Below are 14,988 nucleotides of genomic sequence, written 5' to 3' on the forward strand. Positions count from 1 at the left end.
GTTCTTTTATTATCAATGCTGCACATGACTTATCCACAGATTTTGTGTTTACTAATAATAATAATATATTATTATATATATATATATATTATTTTTTTATTAAACATATTAATAATTAATCTTTAATAAATTTTTATGTTTTGTTATTTACATGTGTTATCTTGATTAAAATATTAATACTGTATAAAATAATTTTAACATTTAAAGGGTTTTGATATGTTGCAGTCAAATTGTAAAAATTTTGATGTGATTATTATTGGAGGAGGACATGCTGGAACTGAAGCTGCATCAGCTTCTTCAAGAATGGGATGTAAAACATTATTATTAACTAAAAATATAACAGATATTGGTGTTTTATCTTGTAATCCAGCTATTGGAGGAATTGGAAAAAGTCATTTGGTTAAAGAGATAGATGCGTTAGGTGGTATCATGGCTCGAGCAATTGATCATTCAGGTATTCAGTTTCGAATTTTAAATAGTAAAAAGGGTCCTGCAGTAAGATCTACTCGAGCGCAAGCTGACAGAATACTTTATTCTAAAAATGTAAAAAAATTGTTAGATAAAGAGAATAATTTATCAATTATAGGAGAAGAAATAAAAGATTTAATTGTTAAAAATTATACAGTTATTGGTGTATTAACACAAACTGAAATAAGTTTTTATGCTAAATCAGTAGTTTTATGTACAGGTACTTTTTTAGGAGGTAAGATACATATAGGTTTAGATAGTTATACTGCTGGTAGAAGAGGTGAAAAAGCTTCGTTAGATTTAGCATATCGTTTAAGAGAGTTGCCTTTGCGCGTTAATCGATTAAAAACAGGAACTCCTCCTAGAATTGATATTCATACTATTAATTTCAAAGATTTATTAATACAAAACGGAGATCTTCCTACTCCAGTTTTTTCTTTTATAGGGAAATCTTCGGATCATCCTCGTCAAATACCATGTTACATTACGCATACAAATGAAAAAACACATCAAATAATACGTGATAATTTAAATCAAAGTCCTATATATCAAGGAATAATAACTGGTTTAGGACCTCGATATTGTCCTTCTATTGAAGATAAAATAATGCGTTTCCCTAATAAGACTTCGCATCAAATTTTTTTAGAACCAGAAGGTCTATCTACTTTTAAAGTGTATCCTAATGGGATTTCAACTAGTTTACCAATAAAAATTCAAGAAAAAATAGTTAAATCTATTAAAGGTTTAGAAAATTCTAAAATTGTTGATCCAGGATATGCAATAGAATATGATTTTTTTGATCCCAAAGATTTAAATTTAACATTAGAGAGCAAATGGATTAAAGGACTTTTTTTGGCAGGTCAAATCAATGGTACTACTGGATATGAAGAAGCAGCTTCTCAGGGGCTATTAGCCGGTTTAAATGCTGCACTTTATGCATTAGGTCGGCAACAGTGGTTTCCTAGGCGTGATCAAGCTTATTTAGGTGTTCTTATAGATGATCTTACTACACAAGGAACTCAGGAACCATATCGAATGTTTACTTCACGTGCTGAGCATCGATTAATTTTACGAGAAGATAATGCTGATATACGACTTACTGAAATTGGTTATAAATTTGGTTTAATAGATGGTTTTCGATGGTCTTTCTATAATGAAAAATTATTAAAAATTAATTCTGAAATAAAATATTTAAAAAAAACAAAAATATATCCTACATCTTTTCAATCTGATCTTTTAAATAGTTTTTTTAATATTTTATTAACTAAGGAAATAAATATTTTTAATTTATTAAAACGTCCAGAAATAACTTTTAAAAATTTATCTTATTTAAATATTTTTCATTCACAAACATCTAATTTAGAAGTTATTAATCATATAGAAAATGAAATAAAATATGAAGGTTATATTAAACGACAATTAGAAGAAATTAGTAGGCATTTAAAGAATGAAAATACTTTTTTATCCTCTAAATATGATTATACACAAGTAAAGGGTTTATCTAACGAAGCAATTTCTAAGTTAAATGATTATAAACCAGTTTCTGTTGGACAAGCATCGCGTATTTCTGGTATTACACCAGCATCTATATCTGTTTTATTGATACATTTAAAAAAAGAAGCGCAAAAAAAACTTATGCTATAAAAGTTTACTGTCTCATTTAAAATATAATATAATTAAATTTTTTAATATTTAAACTATTTTAATAGTTTTATTTATTAGTTAATTTTTTATAGTTTTGTGTTTTTGTATGAAATTTAATATAAAATATAATGAGAAGAAATTATGTTTTTAGAACAAATATCCAATCCTAAAAAATATATCAGTCATCATTTACATCATTTGCAAATAGATTTATTTAATTTTAATTTTATTAAACCTAATCATATTTCTTCGTATTTTTGGATTTTAAACATTGATTCGATAATGTGTTCTTTTATATTAGGATTTTTTTTTACAAGTATATTTTATATAGTAGCAAAAAAAGTTACGATTGGTGTTCCAAATAAATTACAAGCTTGTATTGAAATCATTTTTGAATTTATATCATCTAATGTAAAAACTATGTTTCATGGTAAAAGTCAACTTATTGCTCCATTATCATTGACAATTTTTATATGGGTTTTCTTAATGAATCTTATGGATTTAATTCCAATTGATTTTATACCGTTATTTTTTGAAACTTTTTTTCAAATACCAGCAATGCGTATTGTTCCATCTGCTGATGTAAATATTACTTTATCCATGTCATTAGGTGTATTTGTTTTAATTTTATTTTATAGTTTAAAAATGAAAGGATATGCTGGTTTTTTTAAAGAACTAACTTTACAGCCTTTTAATCATCCTGTATTTTTTATTTTTAATTTTTTATTGGAATTTGTTTCTTTATTATCTAAACCTATTTCCTTAGGATTGAGACTTTTTGGTAATATGTATTCTGGTGAAATGATTTTTATTTTAATTGCAGGTTTATTACCATGGTGGTCTCAGTGTTTTCTAAGTGTTCCGTGGGCTATTTTCCATATTTTAATAATTTCTTTACAAGCTTTTATTTTTATGGTGTTGACAATTGTTTATTTATCAATAGCTTCGCAATCTCATTGAGATAAAATTTAACTATAATTCTATTCAAAAACGGGGTTTATGATGGATAATGTAAATGTTGATATGTTGTATATAGCAGTAGCTATTATGGTCGGATTAGCTGCAATTGGTGCTGCAATTGGTATTGGTATTTTAGGGAGTAAATTTTTAGAAGGAGTTGCAAGACAACCTGATTTAGTTCCCTTATTAAGAACACAGTTTTTTGTTGTAATGGGATTAGTTGATGCAATTCCTATGATTGCTGTAGGTTTAGGTTTATACATGCTTTTTGCTATTTCTTAATTTTTTATTGGTTTGAAACAATATTTTTAATTTAAATAATCAGCAAAATCTTTACGTTTCTAAATGGCGTAAAGATTCATTGTTATTTTGATATAAGGTGCGTAATTGTGAATCTTAATGCAACAATTTTTGGACAAGCAATTTCATTTTTTTTATTTGTTTGGTTTTGTATGAAATATATATGGCCCCCAATTATCGCTGCTATAGAAACAAGACAAAAAAAAATTGAAGATACTTTGAGTGCTTCAAAAAAAATTGAACAAGAATATCTTATTATTCAAAAAAAAATGAATGAAACAATTAAAGATGCAAAAGAAAAGGCTTCTTTTATTTTAAATGAAGCTAATCGACAAAAATTATTAATTTTAGAAGATGCAAAAAGTAAGGCTATTAAAGAAACTGAAAAAATGTTATTAAATAGTCAGATAGAAATTGATATGCAATTTGTACGTGCTCGTGAAACTTTACATAAAGAAATTGTAGATTTGTCTATTTTAATGGCAGAAAAAATTATTAAACAAAATATTCAAGAAAATAAAAATAAATTTTTTATAAATAATATCATTACTTCATTATCAGATATAAAAAAATCTATCTAGAGGTAATATTGAATGTCATTTAATACTATTGCTAGACCTTATGCAAAAGCTATTTTTGAAATAGCAATAAAAAATAATTCAATTGAAAAATGGAAAAAAATATTAATTTTAATTAATGATATAGTTGCGATTAAAAACATTCAAAAATTTTTATCTGGATCTTTGTCTCCTAATTATTTATCGTCTTTTTTTATCTCAGTTATTGGCGAACATCTTGATGAATATTCAAAAAATTTAATAAAATTATTAGCTTATAATCGACGATTTAAAATATTTAATAACATATTAAAACAGTTTCTTAAATTAGAAGCTTCTTATCATAATATTATTACTATTGAATTAATATCTGCATTTGCTTTAAAAGACAACCAAATTATTAAAATACGTACTATTTTAGAACAAATTTTATCTACTAAAGTTAGACTTATATGTAAAATAGAAAATGATATAATTGATGGTTTACTTATAAAAATAAATAATCAAATTTTTGATTTCTCTATGCGAAATAATTTAAAACAATTATCTTCAGCATTAAATTTTTAAGAGAATAATATATGCAATTAAATTCAACAGAAATCAGTCAATTAATTAAAGAAAGAATTACTCAATTTGAGGTATTTAATCAATCTTATAATGAAGGTACTATTATTTCTGTCAATGATGGTATCATAAAGATTTATGGTCTTTCTGAAGTAATGTTAGGAGAAATGATTTTATTACCTAATAATGAATATGCCATTGCACTTAATATAGAAAGAGACACAGTTGCTGGTGTCGTTATGGGACCTTATATTAATATTACTGAAGGTATGAAAGTAAGATGTACAGGAAAGATTATAGAAGTTCCTGTTGGCATAAATTTTTTAGGTCGAGTTGTTAATGCGTTAGGTGAACCGATTGATGGTAAAGGATTAATAAAATATGATAATTTTTTACCGGTAGAAGCTAATGCTCCAGGAGTTATTGAACGTAAATCAATTGATCAACCAATACAAACAGGGTATAAGTCTATTGATGCCATGATACCTATTGGCAGAGGACAACGTGAATTAATTATTGGTGATCGACAAACAGGTAAAACTGCACTTGCAATAGATACTATTATCAATCAAAAAAAATCTGGTATTCGATGTATTTATGTAGCGATAGGACAAAAAATGTCTACCGTTATGAATGTTGTAAAAAAATTAGAAGAATATCATGCTTTATTAAATACTATTATTGTTGTTGCTTCTGCTTCTGAGGCTGCTGCTTTGCAATATTTGTCACCGTATGCAGGTTGTGCTATGGGAGAATTTTTCCGAGATCAAGGCCAAGATGCTTTAATTGTTTATGATGATCTTTCTAAACATGCAGTTGCTTATCGTCAAATTTCTTTATTATTACGACGACCTCCTGGAAGAGAAGCTTTTCCTGGAGATATATTTTATTTACATTCTCGTTTATTAGAAAGATCTGCTCGCGTTTCTAAGGAGTATATTGAATCTATTACTAAAGGCAAAGTAACTGGTAAAACAGGATCACTTACTGCTTTACCTATTATTGAAACACAGTCTGGAGATGTTTCTGCATATGTTCCAACTAATGTTATTTCTATCACTGATGGTCAAATATTTTTAGAATCGAATTTATTCAACTCAGGTGTTCGACCTGCTGTAAATGCTGGTATCTCTGTTTCTCGTGTTGGTAGTGCTGCTCAAACTAATATTATTAAAAAGTTATCTTCTGGAATTCGTACTGCATTAGCACAATACCATGAACTTGCAGCATTTTCACAATTTGCATCGGATTTAGATCCAGCAACACAAAAACAGTTATTTTATGGTCAAAAAATTACAGAATTACTTAAACAGAAACAATATAGTCCTTTTAGTATAGCTGAACAAGGATTAATGTTTTTTATTTCATCAAATCATTTTCTTGATGATATTTCTGTTGATAAGATAGCTCAGTTTGAAAAAAATATTTTAGCATATGCATATAATAATTATTTGAATTTAATGATAGAAATAAATGAAAATGGAGAATTTAATAAAAAAGTAGAAGATCAATTTATTGAATTAATAAAAAAATTTAAAAACTCTTAAGTTTATATAAAAATTTATTTTAAATAGAAATATAACTATAAAATGAGAAAATACTAGTGGGTATAAAAGAAATACAAAATCAAATAACTAGTGTTATAAGCACAAAAAAAATTACTAAAGCTATGGAAATGGTAGCTATTTCTAAAATGCGCAAGACAGAAGAACGGATGCGTCTAGGAAGACCTTATTGTGAAATTATTAAAAAAGTCATTCAACATGTTGTAAAAGGTAGTGTAGAATACAAACATTGTTATTTAGAAAATCGAGATATTAAACGAATTGGTATAATTATTATTTCAACTGATCGTGGTTTATGTGGCAGTTTAAATACTAATCTTTTTAAACAAGTACTATTAAAAATGAAAGAATTTATGTATATTAATGTTCCTTGTGATTTAATATTATTTGGTTTAAAAAGTTTATCTGTATTTAAATTATATGGAAGTTCTATTCTTTCAAAAGTAACTAATATAGGAGAAAATCCTGATTTATCGAGATTAATTGGATCTATACAAATTATTTTAGAAAAATATCAAAATAACAAGATTGACAAAATATTTATTGCTTATAATAAATTTCATAATAAAATGTCTCAATATCCAATAATTAATCAACTTCTTCCTTTATCTCCTGAAAAAAATACTTTAAATAAAGAAAAATGGGATTATTTATATGAACCAGAATCTAAATTAATTTTAGATACATTGTTTGATAGATATATTGAATCTCAAATTTATCAAAGTGTTTTAGAAAATATTGCAAGTGAACAAGCAGCTCGTATGGTGGCTATGAAAACAGCGACAGATAACAGCGGTAGTCGTATTAAAGAATTACAATTAATTTATAATAAAGTTCGTCAAGCAAATATTACTCAGGAGTTGACTGAAATTATTGCTGGAGCTTCAGCAGTATCAGTAGATTAAAAATTAGTTAGAGGTATGAAATGATTACTACTGGAAAAATTATTCAAATTATTGGTGCTATAGTAGATGTAGAATTTGAGCAAAATGCGGTACCAAAAATATACAATGCTTTGGAAGTAAAAAATCAAAATATAACACTTATTTTAGAAGTCCAACAACAATTAGGATCTGGTGTAGTTAGAACTATTGCCATGGGATCTACAGATGGATTAAAAAGAGGTTTAATTGTTATTGATCTCGGACATTATATTAAAGTACCTGTAGGGCAAGCTACATTAGGTCGAATCATAAATGTATTAGGTCAAACAATAGATAACAAAGGACCTTTAAAAAATATAGATGGTTCTAAAATAGAGAATTGGGAAATTCATAGATCACCGCCTAGTTATCAAGAACAAGATACTTCTCAAGAAATCTTAGAAACAGGCATTAAAGTTATTGATTTAATTTGTCCTTTTGCAAAGGGTGGTAAAGTTGGTTTATTTGGTGGTGCAGGTGTTGGAAAAACAGTAAATATGATGGAATTAATTAGAAATATTGCAATAGAACATTCTGGTTATTCAGTTTTTACTGGAGTTGGTGAAAGAACTAGAGAAGGAAATGATTTTTATTACGAAATGAAAGATTCCAAAGTATTAGATAAAGTATCACTGGTATATGGTCAAATGAATGAACCACCAGGAAATCGATTACGTGTTGCTTTTACAGGATTAACTATTGCAGAAAAGTTTCGCGATGAAGGTAAAAATGTTTTATTATTTATTGATAATATATATCGTTATACTTTAGCGGGAACAGAAGTATCAGCATTACTTGGAAGAATGCCTTCTGCTGTAGGATATCAACCTACTTTATCTGAAGAAATGGGTTTATTGCAAGAAAGAATTACATCAACTAAAAAAGGTTCAATTACTTCTGTTCAAGCAGTTTACGTTCCTGCAGATGATTTGACTGATCCATCACCTGCCACAACATTTGCACATTTAGATTCAACCGTAACACTAAGCCGTCAAATCGCATCTTTAGGTATTTACCCAGCTATTGATCCTTTAAACTCTACAAGTCGTCAATTAGACCCCAATATTATTGGAGAAGAACATTATAATACAGCACGTGGAGTTCAGTCAATATTACAAAGATATCAAGAACTTAAAGATATTATTGCAATATTAGGAATGGATGAACTTTCAGAAGAAGATAAAAAATTAGTTTCGAGAGCCCGAAAAATACAGAGATTTTTATCGCAACCATTTTTTGTAGCAGAAGTATTCACTGGTTTTCCAGGAAAATATGTGTCTTTAAAAGATAACATTCGTGCTTTTAAAGGAATAATAGAAGGTGAATTTGATGACTTACCAGAACAAGCATTTTATATGGTAGGTTCAATTGAAGAAGTTCAAGAAAAATCAAAAACATTATAAATTACAATAAATATTTTGGATATATCTATGGATTTTTATTTAGATATCGTAAGTTTTGAAAAACGTATTTTTTCTGGTTTAGTTGAAAAAATACGAGTTTCTGGTAGTGAAGGAGAAATGGGAATTTATCCCGGTCATACACAATTATTGAGTATAATTAAACCAGGAATAGTATATATATTTCATCAAAATAAAACAGAAGAATGTCTCTATATATCAGGAGGAATTTTAGAAGTTCAACCTTCTATTATTTCTATATTAGCAGATATTGCTATTCGAGGTGTAGATTTAGATCGAAAACGTATTTTAGAAGCAAAAAAACAAGCTGAAGAATTTTTTAAATATAAAGATAAAAAAATAAAACAAGATGATGTTTTATTAAAAATATCAAAAGAAATTGCAAAACTTCGTGTTCTTGAAATAATGGATAAATTTAAATAATAGAATGCGATATATATTCGCGGCTGGTTTTTCCTGCCGCAATTGATTATAAAAAATATAAACATTGTAAAATAGTAAAAAAATATGTATTAGAATTTTTTAAATATCTATATTTTCAGCTTTTAATGCATTTTTTTCTATAAATTTCCGTCTAGGTTCAACTGCATCGCCCATTAATGTGTTAAACAAGTCGTTTGCTGAAATTGCATCATTTATTGTCACTTGTAACATATTTCTTGTCTCAGGGTTCATTGTTGTTTTCCATAGTTGATCTGGATTCATTTCTCCAAGTCCTTTATAGCGTTGTACAAATAAATCATTTTGAGATTCATTAATTAGCCATTTTATGGTATTTTTTATATCATTTATTATATATTTTTTATCTCCTTTTTCTATAAAGTTATTATTTTTTTGAAATTTTTTAAATTTTTCTCCTAATTTAACAATAGAAATATATTCTTTACTTTTTATAAATTGATCTGTAAATTCATATCTATTATAATATTCATATCTAGACGAAGTTATAATTGGTTCAAATATATTTTCATTTTCTTTTTTGTTAATTTTTGATAGATAAAACGTATTGTTTTTATCTTTTTCATTTAGTTTTTTTGTTAATGTTTCTATCCATATAATAACTTTTTCTTCATTTTTTAAGTTATTTAAATATGGTTGATAAATTAATTCATTTAATATTATTTCAGGAAAGTGGTTTTGATTTTTTTTTATATTAATTTGAATTTTATTAAATTCAGAAATTATTTGTTTAAATATTTTTGTGTTGTTTTCAATGTCATTGTTTTGTTTATTTTTTACAACAAGGTTTTTTAAAGCTATTTTAATTTTATATTTTTTCATTTCTTCATCGTTTTTAATATATTTTTCTTTTTTACCAATTTTAATTTTATATAAAGGTGGTTGAGCAATATAAATATATCCTTTTTCAATTAGTTCAGGTAATTGACGGTAAAAAAATGTTAGTAACAATGTTCGAATATGTGCACCATCAACATCTGCATCAGTCATTATAATAATGTGATTATATCTTAATTTTTCTAAGTTATATTCATTTTTTCCAATTCCACACCCCAAAGCTGTAATTAAAGCTGCTATTTCTTGAGATAAGATTATTTTATCAAATTTTGATTTTTGTACGTTTAATATTTTCCCTTTAAGAGGTAAAATTGCTTGATTTTTTCTATTTCGTCCTTGTTTAGCAGATCCTCCAGCAGAATCTCCTTCTACTAAATAAATTTCTGATATTGTAGGATCATTTTCTTGACAATCAGCTAATTTTCCAGGTAATCCTCCTAAATCTAGTATTCCTTTTTTTTTGTTGATTTCTCTTGCGCGTCTTGCTGCTTCTCTTGTTTTTGCTGTATTTATGATTTTGTGAATTATAGCTTTTGCATCAATTGGATTTTCTAAAAGATATTCAACAAGATGTTCATTAATTAATGATTCTATTACTGATTTTGCTTCAGATGATACTAATTTATCTTTTGTTTGTGAAGAAAACTTTGGATCAGGCAATTTAATTGATATAACAGCTGTTAGTCCTTCTCTTGTATCTTCTCCTGTAATAATAGTTTTATGTTTTTTATTGTATCCTTCACGTTCAATATGTAAGTTTAATGTACGTGTAACTCCAGATCTAAAACCAGCTAAATGGGTGCCGCCATCTTTTTGAGGTATATTATTTGTAAAACAATATATATTTTCTTTATGTGATTCATTCCATTGTATAGATACTTCTAATTCAATATTATTTTTAGTTGATTTAAAATAGAATATATTTGAATGAATTACTGTTTTATTTTTATTTAAAAATTTAATAAAAGCTTTTATTCCGCCTTTATAATGATAGTAATTTTCAATATTATTTCTATTGTCTTTTAAGTAAATGGAAATATTAGAGTTAAGAAAAGATAATTCACGTAAACGTTGAGATAAAATTTCATATTGAAATTTTGTTTTATTTGTAAAAGTTTGATAACTAGGCCAAAATCTAATATATGTTCCTGTTTTATTTGTTTTTCCAATTATTAATAAAGGTGATTCTGGTATGCCATTTTTGTATATTTGTTTATATTGTTTTTGATTTTTATGTATTATTAATTCTAATTTTTCTGATAAAGCGTTCACAACTGAAATTCCTACACCATGTAATCCACCTGATATTTTATATGAAGAATTATCAAATTTACCACCTGAATGTAATACTGTCATAATAACTTCTGCAGCTGAAATTTTTTCCTCATTATGTATATCTGTTGGAATTCCTCTTCCATCATCTTCTATTGAAACAGAATTGTCTTTATGAATAATAACTATAATTTCCTTGCAAAATCCTGCTAGTGCTTCATCAATGGAATTGTCTACAATTTCGAAAACCATATGGTGTAATCCACTTCCATCATCAGTATCTCCAATATACATTCCAGGTCTTTTTCTTACTGCATCTAATCCTCGTAAAATTTGAATATTCGAAGAATTATATGTGTCATTCATAATTATTCCTATTTGTTATTTTTTAAATTTTTTATAAATTAACTATTTTTTATTTATTTTTTTATATTTATATATTTTTATAAATTAACGTTTTAATAACATTATAACGTAAACAGTTGGAGAATTATTTTCTGATTCAATTTGTATTGAAGATTGATTTTTATTGAGAAATAATAAAATATTTTTAGTATTAATCGCATTAAGAACATCTAATATATAATAAGCATTAATTGATATATTTATTGTATTACCAAAATATTCAACATTGAATCTATCTTCTGCAGTTTCGTCTTCTTGATTATCAGATATTGTCTTAATTTCACCATTATGAATATTTATTTCAATTCCAGAAAATTTTTCATGCGATAAAATAGAAGTTCGTAATAATGATTTTTTTAGTAAATCATTATTAATAACAATAGGTTTTTTCGGATTTTTTAACAAAACACTATTATAATCAGGATATTTTCCTTCAATTAATTGTGTAGTAAAAATTAAATTATTTATATGTATTCTAATATTATAAGTACCAATTAAAATATGTAATAATGTATCTTTTATGTTTAGTAATCTTAATATTTCTATTATTCCTTTATTTGGAATAATGATTGAAAAAGGATTAATTTTTTTGTTTAAAGAAATATATGATGTTGCTAATCTATATCCATCAGTTGCAACATTTCTTAGATAATTTTCTTTTTTTTCAAATAACATACCATTAAGATAATAACGAACATCTTGTTTACCCATAGCAAATTCAGTTTTTATTATCATATTTTTCAAAGTATCTGATGATATATGAAAATCAGAAATATAATTGAAATCTTGATGATTTGGAAAACTTTCAGCTGGTAATGTTACTAATGTATAATTGCTTTTTTCAGAATAAATATATATTTTATTATTTTTTAATTCTATTTGGATATACGATGTTTTTGGTAAATTTTGACAAATATTTAGCATTTTTCTACCTGAAATAGTTATCTTTCCTGGTATATATTTTGTTTCAATTTTAATTTTAGCAATTATTTCAATTTCTAAATTTGTCGTAGTTAAAGATAATATATCTTTTTTAATTTTTATAAGAATATTTTCTAAAATAGGGGCTGAAGTATTTTTAACTAATAGTCGACTAATTTTTTTTAAGTTTTCAATTAAAATATTATTTTGAATGATAAATTTCATATATTTACACTGATAGAGTCCTAATTAAATTTGAAAAGTCTTCTTTAATATCGTTGCTTTCTTCTCGTAATTGTTCAATTTTACGGCAAGCATGTAATACTGTAGTATGATCTCGTCCGCTAAATGCATCTCCAATTTCTGGTAAACTATGATTAGTTAATTCTTTTGCCATAGCCATAGCCATCTGTCTTGGTCTTGCTACTGATCGAGATCGTCTTCTAGATAATAAGTCTGAAACTTTGATTTTATAATATTCTGCAACTGTTTTTTGGATATTATGAATTGTAATAAGTTTTTCTTGTAAAGCTAATATATCTCTAAGTGCTTCTCGTACAAATTCAATTGTAATAGTTTTATCACTGAAATTAGCATTAGCGATAATTCTATTTAAAGCTCCTTCTAATTCACGAACATTAGAACATAAACGTTTTGCAATAAAAAAAGCGACTTCATCAGGTAATATAATATTTTTTTCATCAGCTTTTTTTATTAATATAGCCACACGTGTTTCTAATTCCGGTGGATCTATAGCTACAGTTAAACCCCATCCAAATCTTGATTTTAATCGATCTTCAACTCCATTTATTTCTTTTGGATAACGGTCTGAAGTTAAAATAATTTGTTGATTTCCTTCTAAAAGTGAATTAAATGTATGAAAAAATTCTTCTTGAGAACGTTCTTTATGTCCAAAAAACTGAATATCATCAATTAATAATGCATCAACTGAACGATAGTGTAGTTTAAATTTTTCAATGGCGTTATTTTGCAATGCTTTTACCATATCTTGTACAAAACGTTCAGAATGCATATAAATTATTTTCATATTATGTTTATATGTTAATATTTCATTTCCAATTGCGTGTAGTAAATGTGTTTTGCCTAATCCTGTACCTCCATATAAGAAAAGTGGATTATAAGAATTACCAGGATTATTAGCAACTTGAGAAGCAGCTGCTCGTGCTAATTGATTAGATTTTCCTTCTATAAAATTTTCAAATTTGTTCTTTTTATTAATATTTGAACGATAATATAATTTGTTTAAAATAGGTATTTTATTAGATTTCTGTTTGATATTTATTTTCTTTATGTTATTTAAATTATTTTTTTTAAATTTTTTTTCTTTTGAAGTTTGATATACTTTGAATGTTACCAATGGTGTATTTAGTCCACAAAAATCTTTTAGTATATTTTTAAAAGTAATTAAATATCTATCTTTTATCCATTCTAATATGAATTGATTTGGAGCATATATTTCTAAAACGTTATTATTTAATTTGGCTTTTAGAGAGCGTATCCACATGCTAAATTCTGCACATGGTAACTCATCCTGTAACCGGTCAAGACACTGTTTCCAAAGACAAAGTGACACGATAGACTCCAAGCAAATAAAATTAATATTTAAATGTTTTATTTGTATATAAAAAAAATATATTTTTTGCATTACAAGTTATACTATTTAAAATAGTTCATCATAACGAAAGGGTTTAATTTAATTTGGATATTTTACATACAATAGTTTTTATGTATATTTTGTTTTTATAAATAATAATTTACTTGTATACTCAAAATAAAACATCAAAATACTATTAATATATTTCGATTTTTAAAAAAATAATAAGGTAAAGAACTTATTTAAAAACAATTTTAATTTTTAAAAAATATTACCTTATGTTTTATACTTAGATCATCATCCTATCTTAATTAATTTTTTTTAGGTAAATATTAAAATGAAACGTACTTTTCAACCATCAATACTAAAACGTAATCGTTCACATGGATTTAGAACTCGTATGTCAACTAAAAATGGTCGTTATATTTTATCACGGCGACGTGCTAAATTAAGAGCACGCTTGAGTGTTTCTAGTAAATAACAGGTTAAATATAGTGTTAAATTATTTTTTTAAAAAAAAATCAAGATTATTGAAATCTATAAATTTTAAATATGTTTTTAAAAAATATTATATTCAAAAAAAAGTTGAAATAGTTGTTTTAGGACGTCCTAATTTATTAGGATACCCCAGACTGGGTATTAGCATATCGAGAAAAAATATAAAATATGCATACAAGCGTAATATAATTAAAAGATTAATTCGAGAAACTTTTCGTTTATTACAACATAAATTGATTTCCATGGATTTTATAGTAATAGCTAAAAAAAATATTATTTTTTTAAGTAATAAAAATATAATTAATATATTGGAGAATTTATGGTTAAATTATCATCAATAATTATATGCTGTTTAAGTTTTTTTATTTTAATTTATCAGTATTGTATTAGTCCCTTTATGCGATCAAATTGTCGATTTTATCCTACTTGTTCAACATATATGCTATTATCTTTACGTAGATTTGGTGTAATTAAAGGTATAATATTAACAATTGTTCGTTTATTGAAATGTCATCCATTTCATTTAGGTGGATGTGATTTAATACCTTTAAATACAAAAGATAAAAGCGAATATTAATT

15 protein-coding genes are annotated in these 14,988 nt (G+C 25.6%); 12 read left to right on the forward strand and 3 right to left on the reverse strand.

Annotated elements, in window-relative coordinates:
* Window positions 1-216 precede the first annotated feature (216 nt).
* From mnmG to D9V64_RS00045, 9 genes are all read left to right on the forward strand, one after another.
* On the forward strand, window positions 217-2,112 hold the full coding sequence (gene mnmG, locus D9V64_RS00005; protein WP_158366205.1) for a tRNA uridine-5-carboxymethylaminomethyl(34) synthesis enzyme MnmG: 1,896 nt from the start codon (window positions 217-219) through the stop codon (window positions 2,110-2,112).
* A 141-nt stretch (window positions 2,113-2,253) separates the two neighbouring features.
* Window positions 2,254-3,072 (forward strand): F0F1 ATP synthase subunit A, encoded by an 819-nt coding sequence (gene atpB, locus D9V64_RS00010; RefSeq protein ID WP_158366206.1) that lies wholly within the window; start codon window positions 2,254-2,256, stop codon window positions 3,070-3,072.
* Window positions 3,073-3,114: 42 nt separating this feature from the next.
* Entirely contained in the window at window positions 3,115-3,354 is a 240-nt protein-coding gene (gene atpE, locus D9V64_RS00015) for a F0F1 ATP synthase subunit C (protein WP_158366207.1), read from the forward strand.
* Between the two features lie 107 nt (window positions 3,355-3,461).
* A complete protein-coding gene (locus tag D9V64_RS00020; RefSeq protein WP_158366208.1) occupies window positions 3,462-3,953 on the forward strand; it encodes a F0F1 ATP synthase subunit B in 492 nt (163 codons plus the stop codon).
* Window positions 3,954-3,965: 12 nt separating this feature from the next.
* Window positions 3,966-4,496, forward strand: coding sequence for an ATP synthase F1 subunit delta (atpH, locus tag D9V64_RS00025; protein WP_158366209.1), 531 nt, complete (start codon window positions 3,966-3,968; stop codon window positions 4,494-4,496).
* 11 nt (window positions 4,497-4,507) lie between these two features.
* Entirely contained in the window at window positions 4,508-6,040 is a 1,533-nt protein-coding gene (gene atpA / locus D9V64_RS00030) for a F0F1 ATP synthase subunit alpha (protein WP_158366210.1), read from the forward strand.
* 50 nt (window positions 6,041-6,090) lie between these two features.
* Window positions 6,091-6,963 carry a F0F1 ATP synthase subunit gamma gene (gene atpG / locus D9V64_RS00035; protein ID WP_158366211.1) on the forward strand — a complete coding sequence of 291 codons (873 nt, stop codon included), beginning with the start codon at window positions 6,091-6,093 and terminating at the stop codon, window positions 6,961-6,963.
* Window positions 6,964-6,986: 23 nt separating this feature from the next.
* Window positions 6,987-8,384, forward strand: coding sequence for a F0F1 ATP synthase subunit beta (atpD, locus tag D9V64_RS00040; RefSeq protein ID WP_158367239.1), 1,398 nt, complete (start codon window positions 6,987-6,989; stop codon window positions 8,382-8,384).
* A gap of 21 nt (window positions 8,385-8,405) precedes the next feature.
* Window positions 8,406-8,825 (forward strand): F0F1 ATP synthase subunit epsilon, encoded by a 420-nt coding sequence (locus D9V64_RS00045; RefSeq protein ID WP_261979816.1) that lies wholly within the window; start codon window positions 8,406-8,408, stop codon window positions 8,823-8,825.
* Between the two features lie 99 nt (window positions 8,826-8,924).
* Here D9V64_RS00045 and gyrB read toward each other — a convergent pair whose 3' ends face one another.
* The 3 genes from gyrB to dnaA form a co-directional block, all read right to left on the reverse strand.
* Entirely contained in the window at window positions 8,925-11,336 is a 2,412-nt protein-coding gene (gene gyrB, locus D9V64_RS00050) for a DNA topoisomerase (ATP-hydrolyzing) subunit B (protein ID WP_158366213.1), read from the reverse strand.
* A gap of 84 nt (window positions 11,337-11,420) precedes the next feature.
* Window positions 11,421-12,521 carry a DNA polymerase III subunit beta gene (dnaN, locus tag D9V64_RS00055; protein ID WP_158366214.1) on the reverse strand — a complete coding sequence of 367 codons (1,101 nt, stop codon included), beginning with the start codon at window positions 12,519-12,521 and terminating at the stop codon, window positions 11,421-11,423.
* Window positions 12,522-12,525: 4 nt separating this feature from the next.
* Window positions 12,526-13,962, reverse strand: a complete 1,437-nt coding sequence (gene dnaA / locus D9V64_RS00060; protein WP_410051765.1) for a chromosomal replication initiator protein DnaA — start codon at window positions 13,960-13,962, stop codon at window positions 12,526-12,528.
* A gap of 286 nt (window positions 13,963-14,248) precedes the next feature.
* Here dnaA and rpmH point away from each other — a divergent pair, with 286 nt between their 5' ends.
* Genes rpmH through yidD form a run of 3 tightly spaced genes read left to right on the forward strand, consistent with a single transcriptional unit; the run spans window position 14,249 to window position 14,986 of the window.
* Window positions 14,249-14,392 carry a 50S ribosomal protein L34 gene (rpmH, locus tag D9V64_RS00065; protein ID WP_158366216.1) on the forward strand — a complete coding sequence of 48 codons (144 nt, stop codon included), beginning with the start codon at window positions 14,249-14,251 and terminating at the stop codon, window positions 14,390-14,392.
* 13 nt (window positions 14,393-14,405) lie between these two features.
* Window positions 14,406-14,750: a ribonuclease P protein component gene (rnpA, locus tag D9V64_RS00070; protein WP_158366217.1), complete on the forward strand. Its 345-nt coding sequence runs from the start codon at window positions 14,406-14,408 to the stop codon at window positions 14,748-14,750.
* Window positions 14,729-14,986: a membrane protein insertion efficiency factor YidD gene (yidD, locus tag D9V64_RS00075; RefSeq protein WP_158366218.1), complete on the forward strand. Its 258-nt coding sequence runs from the start codon at window positions 14,729-14,731 to the stop codon at window positions 14,984-14,986. Before rnpA ends, yidD begins: the two co-directional genes overlap by 22 nt.
* Window positions 14,987-14,988 lie beyond the last annotated feature (2 nt).

The organism is Buchnera aphidicola (Aphis nerii) (assembly GCF_005083105.1).
GTDB lineage: Bacteria > Pseudomonadota > Gammaproteobacteria > Enterobacterales > Enterobacteriaceae > Buchnera > Buchnera aphidicola_AS.